The organism is Ignatzschineria sp. LJL83, from assembly GCF_054871845.1.
Genome location: NZ_JBTXLY010000017.1, coordinates 23,118 through 43,954, shown reverse-complemented (window position 1 = coordinate 43,954; position 20,837 = coordinate 23,118). Strand labels below are relative to the sequence as shown.

The 20,837-nt window shown below is 38.6% G+C and carries 20 protein-coding genes, 4 tRNA genes, 1 rRNA gene, 1 other RNA gene and 1 pseudogene; 15 read left to right on the top strand and 12 right to left on the bottom strand.

The genetic code is table 11. The features are described 5' to 3' along the window. The 3 genes and pseudogenes from rrf to ACYSN2_RS10455 all read left to right on the top strand — a co-directional run. Positions 1-103: ribosomal RNA gene (gene rrf / locus ACYSN2_RS10465) — 5S ribosomal RNA — on the top strand; the annotation flags it as partial. Between the two features lie 295 nt (positions 104-398). Continuing rightward, positions 399-761, top strand: a pseudogene (locus ACYSN2_RS10460) (IS630 transposase-related protein). Continuing rightward, positions 659-1,201, top strand: a complete 543-nt coding sequence (locus ACYSN2_RS10455) for a transposase (protein ID WP_461750201.1) — start codon at positions 659-661, stop codon at positions 1,199-1,201. The pseudogene ACYSN2_RS10460 and the gene ACYSN2_RS10455 overlap by 103 nt, the downstream one beginning before the upstream one ends. A 122-nt stretch (positions 1,202-1,323) precedes the next feature. On the opposite strand, the gene dnaB is transcribed toward ACYSN2_RS10455, so the two are convergent. Then, a complete protein-coding gene (gene dnaB / locus ACYSN2_RS10450) occupies positions 1,324-2,715 on the bottom strand; it encodes a replicative DNA helicase (RefSeq protein ID WP_461750200.1) in 1,392 nt (463 codons plus the stop codon). A 281-nt stretch (positions 2,716-2,996) separates the two neighbouring features. Between dnaB and ACYSN2_RS10445 the strand changes: the two genes are divergently transcribed. From ACYSN2_RS10445 to htpX, 5 genes are all read left to right on the top strand, one after another. Beyond that, positions 2,997-3,620: a YcbK family protein gene (locus ACYSN2_RS10445; RefSeq protein WP_461750199.1), complete on the top strand. Its 624-nt coding sequence runs from the start codon at positions 2,997-2,999 to the stop codon at positions 3,618-3,620. Positions 3,621-3,689: 69 nt separating this feature from the next. Continuing rightward, on the top strand, positions 3,690-4,301 hold the full coding sequence (locus tag ACYSN2_RS10440) for an NUDIX domain-containing protein (protein WP_461750198.1): 612 nt from the start codon (positions 3,690-3,692) through the stop codon (positions 4,299-4,301). 132 nt (positions 4,302-4,433) lie between these two features. Continuing rightward, entirely contained in the window at positions 4,434-5,054 is a 621-nt protein-coding gene (locus ACYSN2_RS10435) for an L-threonylcarbamoyladenylate synthase (RefSeq protein WP_461750197.1), read from the top strand. A gap of 90 nt (positions 5,055-5,144) precedes the next feature. Next, entirely contained in the window at positions 5,145-5,516 is a 372-nt protein-coding gene (gene rplS / locus ACYSN2_RS10430) for a 50S ribosomal protein L19 (protein ID WP_461750196.1), read from the top strand. Positions 5,517-5,673: 157 nt separating this feature from the next. Beyond that, positions 5,674-6,558: a protease HtpX gene (gene htpX, locus ACYSN2_RS10425; RefSeq protein WP_461750195.1), complete on the top strand. Its 885-nt coding sequence runs from the start codon at positions 5,674-5,676 to the stop codon at positions 6,556-6,558. A gap of 111 nt (positions 6,559-6,669) precedes the next feature. Here the strand turns inward: htpX and ACYSN2_RS10420 are convergent, their stop codons facing one another. Beyond that, positions 6,670-7,476 carry an IclR family transcriptional regulator domain-containing protein gene (locus tag ACYSN2_RS10420; protein WP_461750194.1) on the bottom strand — a complete coding sequence of 269 codons (807 nt, stop codon included), beginning with the start codon at positions 7,474-7,476 and terminating at the stop codon, positions 6,670-6,672. Between the two features lie 130 nt (positions 7,477-7,606). Then, positions 7,607-8,410, bottom strand: a complete 804-nt coding sequence (locus ACYSN2_RS10415; protein WP_461750193.1) for an IclR family transcriptional regulator domain-containing protein — start codon at positions 8,408-8,410, stop codon at positions 7,607-7,609. A gap of 187 nt (positions 8,411-8,597) precedes the next feature. Here ACYSN2_RS10415 and ACYSN2_RS10410 point away from each other — a divergent pair, with 187 nt between their 5' ends. Genes ACYSN2_RS10410 through ACYSN2_RS10395 form a run of 4 tightly spaced genes read left to right on the top strand, consistent with a single transcriptional unit; the run spans position 8,598 to position 12,539 of the window. Then, entirely contained in the window at positions 8,598-9,260 is a 663-nt protein-coding gene (locus tag ACYSN2_RS10410) for a 3-oxoacid CoA-transferase subunit A (protein ID WP_461750192.1), read from the top strand. 14 nt (positions 9,261-9,274) lie between these two features. Continuing rightward, a complete protein-coding gene (locus ACYSN2_RS10405) occupies positions 9,275-9,934 on the top strand; it encodes a 3-oxoacid CoA-transferase subunit B (protein ID WP_461750191.1) in 660 nt (219 codons plus the stop codon). A gap of 29 nt (positions 9,935-9,963) precedes the next feature. Next, entirely contained in the window at positions 9,964-11,175 is a 1,212-nt protein-coding gene (gene pcaF, locus ACYSN2_RS10400; RefSeq protein ID WP_461750190.1) for a 3-oxoadipyl-CoA thiolase, read from the top strand. 38 nt (positions 11,176-11,213) lie between these two features. Beyond that, a complete protein-coding gene (locus ACYSN2_RS10395; protein ID WP_461750189.1) occupies positions 11,214-12,539 on the top strand; it encodes a short-chain fatty acid transporter in 1,326 nt (441 codons plus the stop codon). Between the two features lie 75 nt (positions 12,540-12,614). Here the strand turns inward: ACYSN2_RS10395 and prmC are convergent, their stop codons facing one another. Next, positions 12,615-13,454, bottom strand: a complete 840-nt coding sequence (gene prmC, locus ACYSN2_RS10390; protein ID WP_461750188.1) for a peptide chain release factor N(5)-glutamine methyltransferase — start codon at positions 13,452-13,454, stop codon at positions 12,615-12,617. Positions 13,455-13,767: 313 nt separating this feature from the next. Here prmC and ACYSN2_RS10385 point away from each other — a divergent pair, with 313 nt between their 5' ends. Further along, complete coding sequence (locus ACYSN2_RS10385; RefSeq protein ID WP_461750187.1) at positions 13,768-14,553, top strand: fatty acid desaturase family protein; 786 nt, start codon at positions 13,768-13,770, stop codon at positions 14,551-14,553. Between the two features lie 271 nt (positions 14,554-14,824). Here ACYSN2_RS10385 and rnpB read toward each other — a convergent pair. Further along, positions 14,825-15,176: RNase P RNA component class A (gene rnpB, locus ACYSN2_RS10380), an RNA gene on the bottom strand. 169 nt (positions 15,177-15,345) lie between these two features. Between rnpB and ACYSN2_RS10375 the strand changes: the two genes are divergently transcribed. Together ACYSN2_RS10375 and ACYSN2_RS10370 are read left to right on the top strand one after the other, a co-directional pair. Beyond that, positions 15,346-15,951, top strand: a complete 606-nt coding sequence (locus ACYSN2_RS10375; RefSeq protein ID WP_461750186.1) for a hypothetical protein — start codon at positions 15,346-15,348, stop codon at positions 15,949-15,951. A gap of 97 nt (positions 15,952-16,048) precedes the next feature. Then, positions 16,049-17,467 (top strand): MFS transporter, encoded by a 1,419-nt coding sequence (locus tag ACYSN2_RS10370; protein ID WP_461750185.1) that lies wholly within the window; start codon positions 16,049-16,051, stop codon positions 17,465-17,467. A gap of 90 nt (positions 17,468-17,557) precedes the next feature. On the opposite strand, the gene ACYSN2_RS10365 is transcribed toward ACYSN2_RS10370, so the two are convergent. The 7 genes from ACYSN2_RS10365 to ACYSN2_RS10335 form a co-directional block, all read right to left on the bottom strand. Beyond that, positions 17,558-18,001, bottom strand: a complete 444-nt coding sequence (locus ACYSN2_RS10365) for a hypothetical protein (RefSeq protein WP_461750184.1) — start codon at positions 17,999-18,001, stop codon at positions 17,558-17,560. 178 nt (positions 18,002-18,179) lie between these two features. Continuing rightward, a tRNA-Pro gene (locus ACYSN2_RS10360) sits at positions 18,180-18,256 on the bottom strand. Between the two features lie 89 nt (positions 18,257-18,345). Beyond that, a tRNA-His gene (locus ACYSN2_RS10355) sits at positions 18,346-18,421 on the bottom strand. A 62-nt stretch (positions 18,422-18,483) separates the two neighbouring features. Then, positions 18,484-18,560, bottom strand: a tRNA-Arg gene (locus ACYSN2_RS10350). Between the two features lie 41 nt (positions 18,561-18,601). Beyond that, a tRNA-Pro gene (locus ACYSN2_RS10345) sits at positions 18,602-18,678 on the bottom strand. Between the two features lie 59 nt (positions 18,679-18,737). Next, the gene (locus ACYSN2_RS10340) at positions 18,738-19,976 is read right to left on the bottom strand and encodes a multifunctional CCA addition/repair protein (RefSeq protein WP_461750183.1); all 1,239 of its coding nucleotides are present in this window, start codon (positions 19,974-19,976) and stop codon (positions 18,738-18,740) included. A gap of 103 nt (positions 19,977-20,079) precedes the next feature. Next, positions 20,080-20,769, bottom strand: coding sequence for a lysostaphin resistance A-like protein (locus ACYSN2_RS10335; protein WP_461750182.1), 690 nt, complete (start codon positions 20,767-20,769; stop codon positions 20,080-20,082). Positions 20,770-20,837: the final 68 nt, after the last annotated feature.

Sequence of the window (20,837 nt, the reverse complement as noted above, 5' to 3'; positions counted from 1 at the left end):
AGCGCTATGGTACCACCTGATCCCATCCCGAACTCAGAAGTGAAACGTAGCTGCGCCGATGGTAGTGTGGGAGATCCCATGTGAGAGTAGGTCACCCCCAGGGTTTAATTTGAGAAGCCTCTAGTTCTAACGAACTAGAGGCTTTTTCTTTGCGCCAAGAAAAATGAAAAAAGATGAAAGCTTAAGATAAGAAGATAAAAAAACTTAATCGTGAGGGTTGGGAATAGGAACTATGTCATGATCTCTCGCTAGGTTATTCATCAAGCATCTTTTCTATTGAAGTTTCATAGCTTTTATTGTCGTATTCCGAATATTGGTGAGAATCCTAGATATAGCTATTCTTAAACAATCTCCCTTATAATCTATAAAGGATAACCATCATAATAGTAAGGATAGCTATGAGCTACGGAAAAGATTTAAGAACAAGAGTCCTCAACTTTGTTACCGAAGGTGGCAGCAAAGCTGAAGCTGCGCGAAGATTTAGTATTAACCCATCAACGGTTTATGAATGGTTAAAGACGCCGGATGTTTTTGAAGCTAAAAAAACACGAAACTACACGCCAAGAAAGTATACTTATGAGCAACTTGAGTTATTTATTCAAGAATATCCAGATACCTTTTTAAAATAAATTGCTCTACATTTTGATACGAGCATTGGATCTATCAGCCATTCGTTGAAGAAAATGAAAATCACACGCAAAAAAAGACCTTTAGGTATCGAGAAAGCCTCAAATCCCCTGAAAAGCGACGACAATATTTAAGGCATTGGTATAAAGCAATATCCGCACAAAAAAATATAAATTATGGGAGAAAGCACCAAGGTCTTAGAGTGTATGATTTTAAAAAAGGAGCGAGAAGTTCTAGAACATCATTAATTGCAGGTTATTTTAATAAAAAATGTCTTGCACCTATGTTGTTTTCTGGCACATGTAATAGCGAGGTTTTTAATGAGTGGTTTGAAAAACGACTTATTCCTGAATTACCGAAAAATAGTGTCGTTGTTTTAGATAATGAGACATTCCATAAAAGTGACTATCTCAAAGAGATAGCACCTAAGTATGGCGTTGAATTACTGTTTTTACCTCCTTACTCTCCCGAATTAAATCCGATCGAAAAATTATGGGCAAATTTAAAGAAGTTTTGGAGAGGTAATGCTCATCTAACTTTAGATGAAATGATCGTGACGTCGGGTTTTATTTAATAATAGCTATAAAATTTAACAATAAAAGATAGATGTAAAAAAACCTCATACATCTAGCGCAGATTAGGCTAGAAGATGAGGCTCATTAATAGGATTGAAATTTAGTTGGAATGATTCAGGAATTACTCATCCACAAACTGATCTGCAAAGTCTCTAGTCGAGAGATTCATAAATCGTGAATAACGACCTTGAAAGCTGAGTTTAACGGTTCCAATAGGACCATTACGTTGCTTTCCGATGATGACTTCAGCGACTCCTTTCTCAGGAGATTCATCATTATAAACTTCATCTCGATAGATAAAACAGATAAGGTCAGCATCTTGCTCAATTGCTCCGGAGTCTCGAAGATCACTCATTACTGGTCGTTTATTAGGTCGCTGCTCTAGGCTACGATTCAGCTGAGAAAGAACAATTACGGGAACATTAAGCTCTCTCGCCATAAGCTTAAGGGAACGAGAGATTTCAGAAACTTCCGCAACACGCTGATCTGACATGCCGGGAACACTCATAAGTTGTAAGTAGTCCACCATTACAAGGCCTAATTGACCGTGATCCCGTTGTAAGCGTCTTGCTCTTGAGCGTACTTCAGATGGGCTCAGTCCACTTGTATCATCAATAAATATTTTTGTTTGTGCTAGAGTTTTTGTCGCATCACTTAGTTTTTTAGCTTCAATGTCATTCAACTCGCCTGTTCTGACTTTCCCTTGCTCAATTCCACCGATAGAAGCAAACATTCTCATGACAAGTTGTTCGGCAGGCATCTCTAAGCTGAAAATAGCAACGGGTTTATTGGTATACATGGCAACTCGTTCGACCATATTCATTGCGAGGGTTGTTTTCCCCATTGATGGTCTACCGGCAACAATGATCATGTCGCCATTTTGAAGGCCTGAGGTCATTTCATCAAATTGATCCCAACCTGTTGGTGCACCTGTAATACCGCCTTTTGCTTGTGCTAATTCATCAATTCTAGCAATAGTGCTTTTAAGAACATCACGAATATCTATGAGGCCAGCATCTTGTTTGCTTCCTTGTTCCGCAATTGCAAACACGGCCTGCTCTGCAAACTGAATGAGCTCGTTACTGCTTCTACCCTTTGGATTAAAACCAGAATCCGCAATATTTGTACCCACAGCTATGAGTTTTCGAACAACAGAGCGTTCATAAACGATTTTAGCATAGGCTGTAATATTACTCACAGAAGGCATATCCTGAGCTAGAGTCGCTAAGTAGGGCAAACCTCCAATGTCTTCGAGTAATTCACGCTGTTTTAGATCATCACTAACGGTTAGGATATCTACAGATTGCATTTCATTATGAAGACTTTGGATTGTTTCAAAGATGATCCGGTGATTTTTACTATAAAAATCCGTTGCTGAAACCATCCCATCAATTCTGTCCCAAGCATCTTTGTCTATGAGTAATCCACCCAGCACTGCTTGCTCAGCTTCAATAGAATGAGGGGGTGTTTTTATTTGTGCAAGATCAGTATCGTATGTTTGAGAGTTTTGCATATTTAAATAAGTGTCTTAAAAGTAATTATCGTGTATTCTACCATGAGTAAAGAGTGTTAGCTGATTTCACACATAAATATGATGTGTAGAATTTTTATTATGAAAATATAGCAATAATTTATTTTGTATATTATATTGATAATTATTTTAAATAATTTACCTTATGAAGGTTGCATTTTCGCACCCCGAATACTAAAATTACCTCTTGAAAATAACTTAAAGAAAAGTAATAAGTGCGATATCGTCATTGAATAAATGACAGAAAGGATCGAATAATATATATGGACAATAAATTAATTATTACAGATAGAGAATCATACATTCAACAACACAATGAGATTGTTTGTGACAATAGACGAAATCTCTTGAAAGTTGCATCTGGAGTATTAGCTGGGTCCGCTGTGTTTGGAATTTTTGGTTTAAATCCTGCCTTAGCGAAACAAGCTCTATCTAATGAACGAGAGCTCGTTATATATACACCGGCATTGGGTGAGACTACAAAAACAGTATATTGGGTTCCTGGCGAAGGTTACATTCAGGAATCATTGGATGAAATTTCTTGGGCATTGAGAGATAGAAGAACAAAAACTGCTAAACTCTATGATCCACATGTATTAGACCAGCTCTATGCAATCACTCTTCAGTTAGGATATTCTAAACCTGTTCATGGTTTAAGTGGATATCGTTCTAATAAAACAAATGAAATGTTGCGCAATACGATGCGAGGTGTGGCAAAGAGTAGTTTCCACACTAAGGCAAAAGCAATTGATATTCGTATGCCTGGTATTTCAACTCGTAATCTTCGTAATTCTGCCTTATCATTAAAAGCGGGTGGGGTGGGATATTACAGTAGATCTTCGTTTGTACATATTGATAGTGGTACGGCAAGAAGCTGGGGTAGCTAGATAAATGATTTTGATAAAAAGCCATTCATTATGAATGGCTTTTATTTTGCGTATTAAAAAAGAGGATCTATGAGTTTAAGTAAAAGCAATATTACGATTAAGGTAAATCATAGAGTTTTTGATAGCTTCTTCAAAGTTAATGAACTGATTGTAGATCATGACTGTTTTGATGGGCGCCGTTTTGAAGGCGTAAGACGAGAGGTTATTGCAAAAAGTGATGCCACAAGTGTTTTGCTCTACGACCCTAAAAGAGATGAAGTTCTCTTTGTTCGTCAATTACGCGTACCTTTATTAATGCGCCCAGAAAGAGCATCTCCATGGACGATTGAGATCGTTGCCGGCACAATAGACCGAGCTGAAACACCAGAAGAGATTATCCTGGCAGAAGCGAATGAAGAGGCTGGTGTATTTGTTCAGGAGCTTATTCCGATTTATGAATATTATCCATCGACTGGTGGGAGTGCGAGTAAGATGCACCTTTACTTAGGCTTATGTGACTTAGAGAATGCAGGCGGCTATTTCGGTTTGGCGGATGAGCTTGAAGATATTGAGGCATTCGTGGTAAGTCGAGAAGAGGGGTTTCAGATGCTTGACCGTGGAGAATTAGACAATGAATTCACGATCATTGCGATGTTGTGGTTCCAGTTGCATTACAAGGAATATCTGTCTTGTAATAAGTAGCGATTGCTTTTCGAGATGGAGAGGTTGTATATTATTTAGCTTGATACTCTAATCAATATTTATCAATTTTTATGTAAATTGTGTAAGGCAATTATATTTTACGTTAGATTTTACAAAAGAGAAAAGCTTCCTATGTTATTGCATATTCATCCTAAAAGTCCTCAGGCTAGACTCATTGAGCAAGTAGTATCTATCTTTCATGCGGAAGGAGTGGTTGTCTATCCGACAGATTCTAGTTATGCCATAGGATGCATGTTAGGGAATCAAAAGGGAATGGATCGTATTTTAAAGATTCGACAGGAAAGCGCCAAAAGTCACTATTTTTCTCTGATGTGCCAAGATTTATCAGAATTATCGCATTACGCTTTAGTGGACAATCCTCAATATCGGTTATTAAAAGCGATATTGCCGGGAGCTTACACTTTGATATTAAAAGGAACCCGAGAAGTTCCTAAAAAGCTTTTAATGCCGAAAAGAAATACAGTAGGACTTCGAGTTCCTAATCATGTTATAATCCAAGCTGTTTTAGCAGGGCTCGGGGCTCCGATCCTCTCAACGACGTTAAAAGTACCTGGTTACGATGCATATGAGCTCAATGATGCTTCGATAATCAATGATGTGATTGGTAATCATGTCGACGCTATCATTGATGGCGGTGCTTGTAGCATGGAGCCAACGACTGTAATAGATTTGAGCAATGGTGTACCAGAAATATTGCGTAAAGGGCAGGGCTCTATCTCATTATTTGAATAAAAGTGATACCAATAACAAAATATTGGTGTATAATGCTTTGCTTAGAATAAATCTGGGTAAGATGGTTATTACATTAGAAGGTTTAACGACATGAATATTATTAAACAATTAGAGCAAGAAGCGATGCAAGGTAAAGAGCTTCCTGCTTTTAACCCTGGCGATACTATCATCGTAAATGTAAGGGTTAAAGAAGGCGAGCGTGAGCGTATTCAGGCATTTGAAGGCGTTGTAATCGCAATCAAAAACCGTGGATTAGGTTCATCGTTCATCGTAAGACGTATTTCTCACGGTGTTGGTATGGAACGTACATTCCAAACTTACAGCCCGCTTATTGCAGGTATCGACGTGAAACGTCGTGGTAGCGTTCGTCGTTCGAAACTCTACTACTTGCGTGAACTTTCAGGTCGCGCAGCAAGAATCAAAGAAAAATTACCAGCGCGTAAAACTGCAAAAACTGCGTAATTATTTCGAAAGATTCGACAGTGAATTAAGCCTTGGTGATTTATCATCAAGGCTTTTCTGTGTTTGCCATTGTTTTATTGATAAGCAACCACATATAGTATTTTAGTAAATTGTTTTAAGAATTATTTGATACGGGAACGAAGGAGAAGGAACTCTCATGTTTAAACGAATAGCATTATGGATGATGATGAATATGGCGGTAATTGCCGTTATCACCATTATTTTAAAAATTACGGGATTAGATACGGCAATTTCAGGTGGAAGAGGCTTATTACCAATGCTCTTAGCCTGTGCGGTTGTTGGTTTTGCCGGTTCGATTATTTCTCTGTTAATGTCCAAGAGTTTAGTGAAGCGAACAATGGGTGTGCATATTATTGAAGAGCCGCAAACAGAGTTTGAAGCTTGGTATGTGAATGTTGTGAAGAGACAAGCGGCGGCCGTTGGTGTTAAAACGCCGGAGATTGGAATTTTTGAATCGCCGGAACCTAATGCTTTTGCGACAGGTGCAAGTCGTAATAACTCATTGGTCGCGATTAGTACAGGTTTGACACACGTAATGAACAAAGATGAGATTGAAGCGGTTATCGGTCATGAAATGGCGCATGTGGCAAATGGTGATATGGTCACAATGGCGTTATTGCAAGGTGTATTAAATACATTTGTGGTTTTCTTTTCTCGTATTATTGCCGAGGTTATTGCATCTCGTAGTAATTCAGAAGGAGAGGCTACTAGTTCAGGTGCATACTTTATTGCAACAATGATTCTTCAGATTGTTTTTGGTTTTTTAGCGCAAATTATTGCGAGTTGGTTTAGTCGTTATCGTGAATATCGAGCAGATGAAGGTGGCGCAAGATTAACGTCGAATAGACAAATGGCGAATGCCCTTGATGCGCTACGCCGTAGACCGGATATGAACCAAGATCTTCCAGGGGAGTTTGCGGCATTTGGTTTTACAGGATCTTTAAGAGACCTTTTCAGTACACATCCACCCTTAGAAAAACGTATTGAAGCATTGTTGGCTTCAGAGCGTAGAAATGGTTAGATGGATGATCTAATTTTGAGAATTAGAAACAGAGCATACACAAAAGCCTAGCTGATTGAGCTAGGCTTTTGTGTTTTTAGATCTTGAGTTATTGATGTTTTAAGTCGTTCTTTAAATAAAATTAGTCAGAATATCTGCTGATTCTTTAAGAACAGGTAAGAATTTTTGTTCAATCGTTGCAAGATCATTTTTGAGGATATTGGTGCTAATACTTAAAGACGCAATCACTTTTCCGCCACGATCAAAAATAGGAACAGCAACAGAACATAAGCCAATTTCAAGTTCTTGATCAATGATTGCAAAACCTTGTTCGGCAACTTTTTTGAGTTCTTCTAAAATTCCATCAATCTCATAAATGGTTTTTGCTGTATAAGGAATAAGCTGTGACTGATTGAGGATTTCAATCTGTCTTTCCCTGGATTCTGCTGCTAATAATACTCTGCCCATGGAAGAGCAATATGCCGGCAGATGGCTCCCAATGGTGAAAGTATCGGACATAATTTTTTTATTAATCTCGGAAGATCGTGCAATATAAATTACTTCATTTTGGACCAATACTGCCATCGTCGCTGTTTCATCGAGTGTTCTTGAAATATTTTCCAAGATCGGTTGGGCGGTGCTAGAGAGTGTTTGAGAATTAATATAATTGTGAGCGAGCATTAAAACTTTGGGAGAAAGTTCATAATAACGATCATCTTGAATGACATAGCCGAGTTCCATTAAGGTAAAAAGACCTCGGCGTACGGTTGCTCGTGGAAAACCGGTATCTTTTGCAATATCTGAAATCGTTTGTGCTCGTTTACTAGATGATAAAACTTCGTATATCACTAATCCTCTTGCAAAGGAGCTTAAAAAATCCGAATTATCGGCATGTTTTTCGAGGATTGGTGTAATTTCATCTAGGAAGTTCTTTTGCATAAATCTCTTTATTAAACGAATAATATGAATATGCGCATAGTATAAGATATCGAAGAAAGATTTTCCTTTTTATAGAGAGAAGTATTGATCTCTCTATTATTTGATGAGCTTTAGGTCTGAGGAAAATAGACTATATAAATGTTGTTAAAATGGCGGAAGATGCGAGAAGTTCTGGAAGGAATCTTTCTTTCATCTCCTTAATTTCATTTCTCATGGCGTGTGTACTCACATTTATAGCTGCAATTGTTTTTCCTGATTTATCGCGCACAGGAACAGCGATGGAGCAGAGTCCTAATTCTAATTCCTGATTAATAATGGCATAACCTTGTTCTTTTATTTTTGCTAATTCCTCTAATAGGGCATCTATTTCATTAATAGTATTTTGAGTGTGTGCTTTAAGTTGAGATTCTTTTAATATTTCTATCTGTTTTTCAGTAGGTTCTGCTGCTAGTAATATTCTTCCCATTGATGTGCAATATGCCGGAAGATGACTACCAATTGTTAAAGTATTTGTCATGATTCTTTGAGTATTTTCAGAGGATCTCGCAATATAAATAATTTCATTTTGTACTAAAACAGCCATGGATGATGCTTCATCGAGGTTTCTTGTAATTCCTTCAAGAATTGGTTGTGCTGCATTAGGAAGAGTTTGAGAAGTAATGTAGCTATGAGCTAAGGTTAGAACTTTAGAGGTTAGTTCATAATAACGATCATCTTGGTGTACAAAGCCCATTTTTAATAATGTATATAGGCTTCTACGTACACTGGCTCTGGGAAAGCCTGTGATTTTAGAAATATCGGATATTGTTTGAGGTTTTTTACTAATAGATAGTATTTGTAAAATAACAAGACCTCTTGCAAAAGCACTGATGAAATCAGGATCGCTAGAATAATGTTCTACAAGTTGGAGGTTGCTATCTTTATCTAATGTCATCAATGGGCTTGCCTTCTCAATTTTATATATTAGTTCAGTACCTTAATTATAAGGCAAGCCAAGAGTTTATGCTCTAAGTAAATCTCAGTATGCATCAATAATTATTGACAACATATTATTAGTATGAGATTAATTATATTGTTCGATATTAGTTGATTTCGTGCGATTGTCGCACAAAAGGATTTATATGATTAATAAAATAGGGCGATCTTTAGGAGAGGCTATAGAAAAAATTTTCGATGGTGCCACCATCATGATTGGTGGTTTTGGTACGGCAGGACAGCCGGCTGAACTGATTGATGCCCTGATTGAGCATGGTGCGAAAGATTTAACCATTATTAATAATAATGCCGGCAATGGGGAAATTGGGTTGGCAGCTTTATTAAAATCCAAACGTGTGAAAAAAATTATTTGCTCTTTTCCAAGACAATCTGACTCCCATATTTTTGATGCACTTTATCGTGCCGGAGAAATTGAGTTAGAACTTGTTCCACAAGGAAACTTAGCGGCAAGAATTCAAGCTGCAGGATCGGGGCTTGGTGCTATTTATACGCCAACAGGATTTGGAACAGAACTTGCAGAAGGGAAAGAAACCCGAGAAATTAATGGTCGTAATTATGTGTTGGAATATCCCATCTCTGCGGACTTTGCACTCATTAAAGCTTATAAAGGCGATCGTCACGGCAATCTTATCTATCGTAAAACGGCGCGTAACTTTGGCCCGATTATGGCAGCCGCTGCTGATTACACAATTGCGCAGGTGAATGAGGTTGTGAATGTGGGAGATTTAGATCCTGAGTGCATTATTACGCCGGGAATCTTTGTAAATGAAGTTGTTGAAATTAAGTAGAGCGAGGAATAGTGATGACAAAAACATATACACCACTGACAAGAAATGAGATTGCCGAAAGAGTTGCTAAAGATATATTTGATGGTGCTTATGTCAACTTAGGAATTGGGCTTCCGACCTCTATTGCGAACTATCTTGATGCAGATAAAGAAGTATTTTTGCATAGCGAAAATGGTTTATTAGGAATGGGACCTTCCCCAAAAGAGGGAGAAGAGGACCCAGACTTAATTAATGCCGGTAAAGAGCTCGTGACATTACTTCCTGGAGGAAGCTACTTTCATCATGGCGATTCTTTTACGATGATGCGCGGTGGACATATTGATATTTGTGTTTTAGGTGCATTTCAAATTGCTGAAAATGGAGATCTTGCAAACTGGCATACCGGTGCGAAAGATGCGATTCCAGCAGTAGGCGGCGCAATGGATCTTGCAATTGGTGCGAAAAATGTTTGGGTTGCAACAAATCATACAACGCGTGATGGCACGGCAAAAATTGTAAAAGAGTGTAGTTATCCATTAACAGGCATTGGATGCGTTGATCGGATTTATACAGATTTAGCGGTCATTGATGTGAGAGATAAAAAATTATATGTCACTGAAATGTTCGGGGGAATTACATTTCCAGAATTGCAGGAATTAACCGATGCGCCGTTAATTGATGCATCAACAATTTAGAATAAGAATAATGAGGGAAGGAATAGAATATGGCGGAAATTAATGCATATATTTGTGATGCAATTAGAACCCCTTTTGGTCGATATGGTGGAACATTAGGCGGAATTAGAGCGGATGATTTAGCAGCATTACCCATCACTGCTTTAATGGAAAGGCATCCTGAAGTAGATTGGAAAAATCTAGATGATGTGATTTTAGGATGTGCGAATCAATCAGGGGAAGATAATCGTAATGTTGCGCGAATGGCGCTCTTATTGGCAGGGTTACCGCAGGAAGTTCCCGGTGTTACGGTAAACCGATTATGTGGTTCAAGCTTAGAAGCGATCGGAAGTGCCGCAAGAGCGATTAAATCCGGAGAAGCGGATCTCTTAATTGCCGGCGGAGTTGAAAGCATGACGAGATCTCCTTTCGTGATTGGAAAGAGTGAAAGCGCTTATGATCGATCGCCAAAGATGGAAGATACCACGATGGGTTGGCGCTTTATTAATCCAAAGTTGAATCAACTCTACGGCACAGAAACTATGCCGGAAACCGCAGAAAACTTAGCGGAAAGATTTAATATTTCTCGTGAAGATCAGGATATCTTTGCTTATAGAAGCCAAATGAAGGCCACAAAAGCACAAGAAAATGGGATTTTTGATCAAGAAATTATTCCGGTAAATATTCCTGTTAGACGATCAGACGATATCGTATTTGATAAGGATGAGCATCCAAGAGCCTCCACAACTTTGGAAGGCTTAGCAAAGCTCAAACCTTTTGTAAAGCAAGATGGTGTCATCACTGCCGGCAATGCTTCCGGTATTAATGATGGAGCGGCCGCTCTGTTGATCGCGTCAGATAATGCCGTATCTGAATATGGATTAAAACCATTAGCAAAAATTATCGGTATGCAGAGTATGGGCGTTGAGCCAAGCATTATGGGATTCGGTCCTGTGCCGGCAATTCAAAAGCTTCTCAAACGTACAGGTTTAACATTAGAGGATATGGATGTCATTGAGCTGAATGAAGCTTTTGCGACACAAGCACTCGCTTGTATGCGTGAACTAGGCTTGGAAGATGATGCTGAGCATGTTAATCCCAATGGAGGTGCAATTGCTTTAGGGCATCCTTTAGGCGCATCGGGTGCAAGATTAGTGGCAACCGCAATTTATGAACTTGAGCGCAGAAAAGGGCGTTATGCTCTTTGTGCAATGTGTATTGGCGTTGGACAAGGAATTGCACTGATTATTGAAAGACTATAAATGTATAAAAAAGTATAAATAATTTAATTGGAGGATTCATGGAGAAAATAACAAATTTTACTGTAAAAGTAATGCAAAGATATTTGCCAGATGCGTTGATATTAGCGATTTTTCTAACAGTGATCGTGTTTGTTTTGGGGCTTTCTATTGCTGATAAAACACCTATTGATATGGCGAATTATTGGGGGAAAGGCTTTTCATCATTATTTACATTTGGAATGCAAATGGCATTAGTCTTATTGACAGGATATGCATTAGCATTAACGCCGATAGCTAGACGATTTCTAAATTTTTTAACAAGTATTCCAAATACACCTAAACAAGCATTAGCATTAGTAGCAGTGATTTCATTTTTGGCTTGCTATATTAACTGGGGGTTTGGATTTGTAGTAGGTGCGATTTTAGCCAAGGAAATGGGAAAGAAAATAAAAGGGCTTCATTTTCCAATGGTTGTGGCAGCAGCTTATGGTGCTGAGATCATTAGAGGACCATCTTCATCGATCCCTCTTGTTGTAGCAACTCCTGGACATTTCTTGGAAGATCAAATAGGGATTATACCGGTTACAGAAACCCTTTATTCGGGTTGGAATATCACTTTATCAATCGTGATATTAATTGCTCTTGTACTTTTGTTTATTAGTATGACGCCAAAGAAAGAAAATATTATTGAATACAAGGCAGATGATGAAGATGAAGTTGAATATGGGTACATTAATAAAACAAAAAAAGAGATGACTTTTGCTGAAAGATTAGAGCACAGTTATTTGGTAAATCTTTTGTTAGCTGCAATGCCGATTATCTATTTAGTCAGTCATTTTAAAGACTTAGGATTTAATCTGAATTTAAACATGGTAATTCTAATATTTTTGGCATTATCTTTAGTTTTGCATAGGAGCCCAGCAGCATTTTTAGATGTTATCAAAGAAGGAATTGTATCCACTAGAGGGATTATTATTCAATTCCCATTATATGCGGGTGTTGCAGGAATGATGGCAAGTTCAGGACTAGTAACTATCTTTGCAGATTGGTTTATTACGGTATCTAATGAATATACTTTTCCGTTTATGACATTTATTGCGGCGGGATTGGTAAATATTTTTATACCATCAGGAGGAGGTCAGTGGGCAATACAAGGACCTGTCATGATGGAGGCAGCTATGGCATTGAAAGCGGATATTCCTCAAACTATTATGGCATTTGCATGGGGAGATGCGTGGACTAATCAGATACAACCGTTCTGGGCATTACCATTGTTAGGTGTGGCAGGGCTCTCTGCTAGAGATATAATGGGGTATTGTTTGATCTGGTTATTTTTATCAGGAATAATTATTTCAACTATGTTTGTTGGATTGTCATTTTTGTAAAAATTAGGATTAAAATTAGATGAAGTTAAAAGGGCTTTTCTTGAAAAGCCCTTTTTAGCATGTATATAAGTGTATTTATTCTGAATAGAACCCCAAAGTCACTCGATCATTTCCGCCGTAATCTTGTATTGTTTGGATATTTTGATATCCACAATCTTGCATTTTTTGCTGTAAAACTTCTCGCTGATCGTATCCATGTTCGAGCAGTAACCATCCTGAGTATTTGAAGTAATTAGGAGCGGTTTCGATGAGATGAAAAAGATCGGATAATCCTTGATTGTCGGCAATGAGTGCGCGTTTGGGTTCAAATTTTATGCCGTCACCTTCTAAGTGTTGATCGATGGGATCAATGTAAGGAGGATTGGAAACGATCATATCAAATGCTGATTTTGGCAGGTTTTGGAACCAATCACTCTGCTGAAAATGAATCTCTAATTGGTTATTTTTTGCATTATCTTCGGCAATTTTTAACGTTGTTTCATAATAATCTACGGCAGTGACTTCAATGTCAGGGCGCATGCTCTTAATCGAAAGTGCAATGGTGCCACTTCCTGTACCGAGATCTACTAGAGAAAATGGCGCTTCTAATGCCGTTGGAATAAGGGATAGTGCCGTATCGACAATCACTTCTGTATCATCTCTTGGGATTAAGGTTTCGGCATTCACTTTGAAAGATAAGCCGTAAAATTCCTGTTCTCCCGTGATATAAGCAAAAGGTTCGCCATTTTTTCGGCGTTCAATGAGCGATAAGAATCGAGCCTGAGTTTCAGTATCGATCTCTCTTTCTGGGAACGCGATGAGATAGCTACGATTGACATCGAGCGCATAGGCAAGAAGAAGTTCCGCTTCAAATTGGGGAGAAGGAAGTGATTTTAAGGTTTCTTTACCTAAAATTAGGGCATCTTCAATAGTCATTGTATGGCTCGAAAGGAAGGTTGAACGCTATAAAGCGAATTTGTCGCTTGGTTTATAAATTTACCGATAATTTTATCATAAATCATTTAGAAGAAGCGTTTGGAGGAATTATTTAAGGCAGAATGATAGCGGTATATTCGGTCGGTATTTGTGCTATATCTTAATGAAAATTTGATCTATAGATCTTGTCGAACCTTTACATTTATCTGCTTGGTTAAAGTTCACTATTAATGGTATATTCTGTAATTACAGAAACATGAAAATATAGATAGCCTTTTACATCATGTGAATAGAGATAAAAGATGAGGGTTTTATGGCAGAAAATGTAAGAAAAAATGTTGAATGGCGAGATTTAGTAGCCTTAACGCCGTGCGAGAGTAGAAAGGAATTACTCATTTCGATGCCGTGGTTGCTCTTATCTTTTTTCCTTGCCTATATTGGGTGGTACGTGATTGCACTGGGCGCATCTTTTATGTTTTTTATGACAGGATTACGGCAAGTTCACGATATTTTCCATAGAGCTTTAGGATTGCCGAAGTGGGGAAACTATGTGGTGCTTTATGTATTAAGCAGTTTAATGCTCGGCTCAATGCATTCTGTGAAGGTCAATCATTTACGGCATCATCAATATTGCTTGGAAAAAGAGGATTTAGAAGGGAAGTGCGCAACGTATAAATGGTGGCAAGTGATGTTTTTCTTTGGCCCCATTTATCCTTTTTTGCATCATTATAATGCCTTGAGAGTCGGCAAGAAGCATGATCGCATTTGGATTGTTTTAGAATTAATGGGAAATGCCGGCATTTTAATTGCCGTATTCGGGTTTTTGAATAGTAATATTTTAACCTATCATTATGCGACAATGCTTGTGGCTCAGGTGTTTTCAGTGTTCTTTGCAGTTTGGACTGTGCATCATGATGCGCTAGATCATGTCTTTCAGGCGCGTACTATTCGAAATCCGATTAAGAGCAATATTACGTATCAGCTCTTTTATCATGCCGAACATCATCTTTTTCCAGCAGTGCCGACAAAAAATCTTCCAAAGCTTGCTCAAAGAATAGATGCGTATTTGCCGGAGCTTGAAAAGAGAATGGTGTATTGATGGTTTAGTATGAGGAATCGTTACTTTTAGTAATTCTTGTCAGTAATTTTTTTCGGCAATATATCGTGGAATTAGTTTCAGAGAGTTTAATTGTCAAATAGGGGCTGATTCATCGCTGGTTCGAATGTTTGCATTTTTCTAAAAATCACGTGCCAGCAGTATTAAATCTTTTAAGATTTTTAAGGCTTTTAAGGCTTTTGGAAATCTTAAATTGAAACGACTATAAACAAAAAAGCGGTGCAAATAATATTGCACCGCTTTTTCATTGAAAAGTTTGAGTTAGCCGATAAGCCGGGTTCTGTCGTGGATAATCATTCATCTAGGAATAGAATTGCTTCTATCCTCAAGCGACCTACCCGAGTACAACGCGGATCTCGTCTAATGTACTCCTATTTGGTCTTGCTCCAGATGGGGTTTACCTCAGCTACGAGAAGTCACCTTTCGTACGGTGCGCTCTTACCGCACCTTCTCACCCTTACCGAGATCTAAAGATCTTTAGGCGGTTTAATTTCTTCAGCACTTTCCATAAGCTCACGCTTTCTAGACGTTATCTAGCATCTTGATCCGAGGAGCCCGGACTTTCCTCTAGTATTAAAAATACGAGCGATTACCTGGCTAACTCAAGCTCGCTATTTTGCCTAAGTTTGAGCGGTAACGCAATCAATAGATGCGATATGCATGAAGTTTTTTATATCGGAGGAATTTGTAAATATATTATCAAGAGCGATACAGCTTTGAGGGAATCAATGAGATAATTGTTTTTACAGAAAAATTTAGAAAGGTCGGTAAATTATGGGATCAAAACAGAAGATTTGGATCGGGGCAATTCTTGCCATTATCGCGATAAATATTGTGGTATATATTTTTTTAATCGATAAAGAATCTGAAATGAGTAACGTGCCAGTATCCGTGGCAAAACCACCTTTAGAGCAACCTAATCAAATTTATCGGATGCAGTTTTATTCTAGAGGTTCGGAATGTGGGTTATATGTGAACGGAGAACGTATTTATGATACTTATGGACGTGGATTTGGGTATTTAACGTCTGATTATAATGATAATATCAACCCGTATTTAATCAACGGTAAGAATGAGTTTAGCTTGAAGATGCTCAGCGAAGGGGGATATTTCACGCCGAGAGGTGATTATGAATGTTTTGTGAAAATTAATGCCGGAAGAGGGAAAGCTACGACTGAAACGGTGGCTTATCTGAATATCGATTATGCCGGTCAAGATCACTTTACGATGGGAGATAGCCTTGAATATCCCTATAAGTATCCTTCTAACTTTCAACCTCATTTGGCAATTCAGCAGCCTGAAGATTCAGAAAAAATTGCGGTAATATCTGGAGTATTAGAAATTGCGAACTTAGCAATATCAGAATCGGACACTAAATAGGTTACCAAAAATAAAAAATGCCCATTCAATACCAAAAATATAAATAAGTGCTCATATAAGATTAGGAAAGGAAGCCATTTACAGAGTGAGAAGAGATATGGATCATCAGGTCAATAATGAGATTTCAAAACGGTCAAAGCAACTATTGCCGGTCATTTTGGCGATTGCGATTTTTATGCAGATGCTCGATACGACCATATTAAATACGGCGCTTCCGAGCATTGCCGCTGATCTCAATGAATCTCAATTAAAGCTTCAATCCATTCTTGTGAGTTATACGCTTGTATTGGCGATCTGTGCGCCGATTAGCGGTGTTGTGGCAGATAAAATTGGGACGAAAAGAACCTTTTTACTAGCGATTATTCTGTTTACATTGGGCTCGCTTTTTGCGGCATTTTCCATGAATTTAACGCAGTTAACTTTATCTCGGGTTCTACAAGGCGTTGGTGGCGCAATGCTGACGCCGGTAGCACGCTTAGCTCTGATGAAGGCGTATGAACGGAAAGATTATCTTCGAGTGATTAATTATGCGCTCACGCCGGCACTGATTGGTCCGATTTTAGGGCCGGTTGTCGGCGGATACTTAGTGCAATATATGAGTTGGCATTGGATATTCCTCATTAATATTCCCATCGGCGTGATTGTTTTACTGCTCGCTTTTTTTGCGATGCCGGATTTCAGAGGTGCACCCTTTAAGTTCGATCTGCACGGATATATTATCTTTGCATTGGCGGTATTTCTTATTACTTTTGGCTTAGAATATTCCATTAATGGCGATTATAAATGGCTTTCGATTCCGCTTATATTGGGTGGATTTCTCTTTTTAATGCGCTATTGGTTCTATGCAAGACGTAAAGATAAACCGCTTTTTGAATTAACGCTGTTAGATATTCGCACTTTTAGAATTGGTCTGAATGGCAATCTCGTGGCAAGACTTGGCATTAGCGCGATGCCATTTCTATTGCCGCTATTCTTTCAAGTCGCCTTAGGATATACGCCAAGTGATGCCGGTTGGTTACTTGTACCTATTGCAGTGGGTGGAATTACGATAAAGCCTTTTGTGACAAAAATTTTACGAATGACAGGTTATCGGCGCATTCTCATTTGGAATACGGTGCTTATTAGTGTGAGCATTATTCTAATCGGCATTCTTGGGCGCTATATACCGATTGCGATTTTAGTGATACAGCTCTATATTTTGGGGGTTTGTAACTCTATTCAGTTTACGGCAATGAATACGCTGACAATCGGGGATCTTGGCAAGGATCAAGCAAGTAGCGGAAATAGTTTGGTGGTTGTGAATCAGCAGTTAGCATTAACGTTAGGCGTGGCTTTTGCGGCGCTGTTTTTAAACTTCTATGTCGCGCAACATTGGTTTGTGACAGAAAATATGGAAAAAGCATTCCAGCTCACATTCATTAGCATGGGAGTTTTAACGCTGTTGGCGACCTACATTTTTGCGAAACTAAAACATGATGACGGAGATTTGATGGCGGGAAGAAAGAAGATCGATTAATGTTTTGAATTTTGATCGATCATAGAGAATGTTGTTTTCATTGAATGTCATGGGAAGTTTATAGAACTTGCTGAGAAGCTGATTGATCGCTTATTTTAGCTCAGAAATTTTCCCATCGGTAAAATACATCGTTCCTTGATGAACCTTATGATTCTTGAATGAACCAATAAAATAGGACTGATCACTTAAGATAAGCTTTCCCTTTCCTTCAAATCGCCCATTTTGATGTTCGCCTTCATATATTTCGCCGGTAATCATAGTACTTTTGCCAAAACCATGAGGTTTGTTATCTTGAATACTTCCTTGATAGAAAGATCCATCGGGAGAGATGATTCTTCCCTGATTTTCAGATTCGGCAATATAGATGCTCTTATCTTGCAAATAGCGATATTGATGTGAAGGTAAGTGAGTAATCTCTTTTTGCGCATTCAAATAAGCTTGGTTCTTCGCCGGCATTTGTGGTGTTGGTAGGGAAGAGCACGCTGTAATGATGAGCGGTAAGAGTAAAAGAGGGAGAATTCTGAGTTTTGTCATTGAGTATCAATTCATTGCATTAGTGATGAATGATGATTTTAGCATTACTGAATGTTAAGGTATTTATTTCAGTTTGAAATTCTTTAAAGAACGTACTGGCGCTTTCGTGAGTATTCTGACAAATCGGTAAATTTAAGACGAAAAAAAACATCCCGTAAGGATGTTATTTTCTTAAAGATGGTCGGGGCAGAGGGATTCGAACCCCCGACCCTCTGGTCCCAAACCAGATGCGCTACCAGGCTGCGCTATGCCCCGATCTTAATGTAAGAAGTTGATATTTTTATCATTACAAATTGTCTTTGGGAAACAATCTGTAAGTTTTTCTATATTTACCAAAGGTAAATTGGGGTGAACGACGGGGATCGAACCCGCGACCACCGGAATCACAATCCGGGGCTCTACCAACTGAGCTACGTCCACCATAGAAACTTACTTCTTTTACCGCTTTTCTCTCTTGCAGTCTTTACGCCGATGATGCTTAATGGCGCGCTCGGCAGGACTCGAACCTGCTACCCTCGGCTTAGAAGGCCGATGCTCTATCCAGATGAGCTACGAGCGCTTAAAGCACTTCAGGGCTACATTGAACACTGTCATAAAAATTGGTCGGGGCAGAGGGATTCGAACCCCCGACCCTCTGGTCCCAAACCAGATGCGCTACCAGGCTGCGCTATGCCCCGAAATCTTTAATCTTGTGTTCCAAGAAAGAAATGTATAATAGGCCATAAACGGGATACCGTCAAATTTTTGAGTAATCTTTAATCGCTTTTGCGATCACTTTAATTTGGGAGATGCGAATTGCTTCCGGAATCTCTTTTTTATCAATGTCTTGAATGATTGGCTGCAAATTCATATTTGCCACGTTTTCTCTTAATTCTAAGATATATGCCTTCTGAGGATACATTCTGCCCATAAAATGCAGTCTTCCTCTTGCATCTGCTTTACAAGCATCCACAAAGCGTACTAAATTTTGTGGTTTGCGAAACGCATCTAAACTTTTCAATAGCTTAAGAATGGTTTTTGGTTGTAAAGTGAATGCTTGATGCATCAAAAGATGGAATTCCGTCACTTTTAACGCAATATCTCGATACTCTTTTGGCACTTTTAAACGATCACAAAAAGCTTCTACAAGGGGAACGCCGCGGATTTCATGCAGTTTATGGCTTGGCCATTCATCCATCGGCGTGACTGCTTTTCCAAAATCGTGGCAAAGAATGGCAAACCGCGTTGGTAAATCATCTGTAATTGCCGTGGATGCTTCTAGTGCCATTAACGTATGAACGCCAGAATCAATTTCGGGATGATACTTTGCCGTTTGCGGCACGCCAAATAGTGCTTCAAGCTCAGGAAAGAGAATCTCTAAGGCACCGACTTCCCGAAGCGCATTAAAAAATTCCTGCGGCGATGCTTCTCCTAATGCCTTATTGAGCTCTTGAAATACTCTTTCCGGCGTTAAAGCTTCTAGTTCGCCCGATTGGATCATATTTTTAATAAGCGCTTTTGTTTCATCGGCAATGGTAAAACCATATTGATAATAACGCGCATAGAATCTTGCTAAGCGAAGTACACGAACAGGATCTTCAATAAAAGCATCGCTCACATGGCGAAGCACTTTGTTTTCAATATCCTGAATGCCGCCGTAAGGATCAATCAGATTGCCATCAGAATCTTCGGCAATAGCGTTAATGGTTAAATCTCGGCGCAGAAGATCTTCTTCTAAAGTGATAGAAGGATCGGCGCAAACTGTAAAACCTTGATAACCTTTCGCAACTTTCCGCTCAGAACGAGCGAGCGCATATTCTTCTTTTGTTTTGGGATGTAAAAAAACAGGGAAATCTTTGCCAACGAGCTGATAGCCTTGATCAGTCATAATTTCCGGCGTTGCGCCCACTACAACCCAATCATGTTCATGATAAGGATGCTTCAGTAACTTATCTCGCACAGCACCGCCAACGAGGTAGGTCTGAAATGATGTCATATATATTCCTTGCTTTTGGGAGGTTTATGTCTCAATTAAACAAGATTATAACGTATTTCGTGGAGATAGAATTTCTGTTTTTTATCAAACTATTAGTTGCTGACTATAAGTCGTAAAAAACAGCATAAACACTTACGGCATTATTGATGATATGAATCAGAATGGGATATCTAATATCTCGAGTATAAGCGTATGTCATCGCCAAAAAGACACCCATTAAAAAATAATATAATAAGGTGAGTGAGAAAGAGATTTCATGGAGTAATCCAAATAGTAATGCGCTAAAAAAAATGGCTGAAAATCTAGATATATAGGTATTTTTGGTGAAAAAATAGTTGAAAAATATTCCTCTAAATAATAATTCCTCCGCAATAGGAGCACCAGCAATCGCAAATATCGACATCGTTATAGGAAAACGCACCAATAATATTTCGATGATTTTTTGATTTTCCGGCGATTCAATTTGAAGGACATTTTCAAACATAAAGTGGGTTATAAATAGTAGAGCCAGGATCATTATCAAGAAATAGCCAATATTTTTATTGAAAGAATAAGTGCCATATCCGACAGGATTGTGTTTTTTTAATTGCCGTTGATATAGATAATATAAGCAGCAGATCACAAGAAAACAGGTAGTAGAAATGGTGGATGAAAGACTCAGATCATGGTCAGGGAAGAAAAGTATCCACAGCATGGGAATGGATACAAATACGATTAAGAGAATAAAAAAAATAAAACGCATGAGATATAACAGGCATGTATAAAGCACTTGTTTTGGAGTAACTTGTGTCAATGGATTCCCTCTTTCTAGAATGTCTATTACTCGATGTTTCCTAGATTGCTCCTAGATAAAATTCTTTA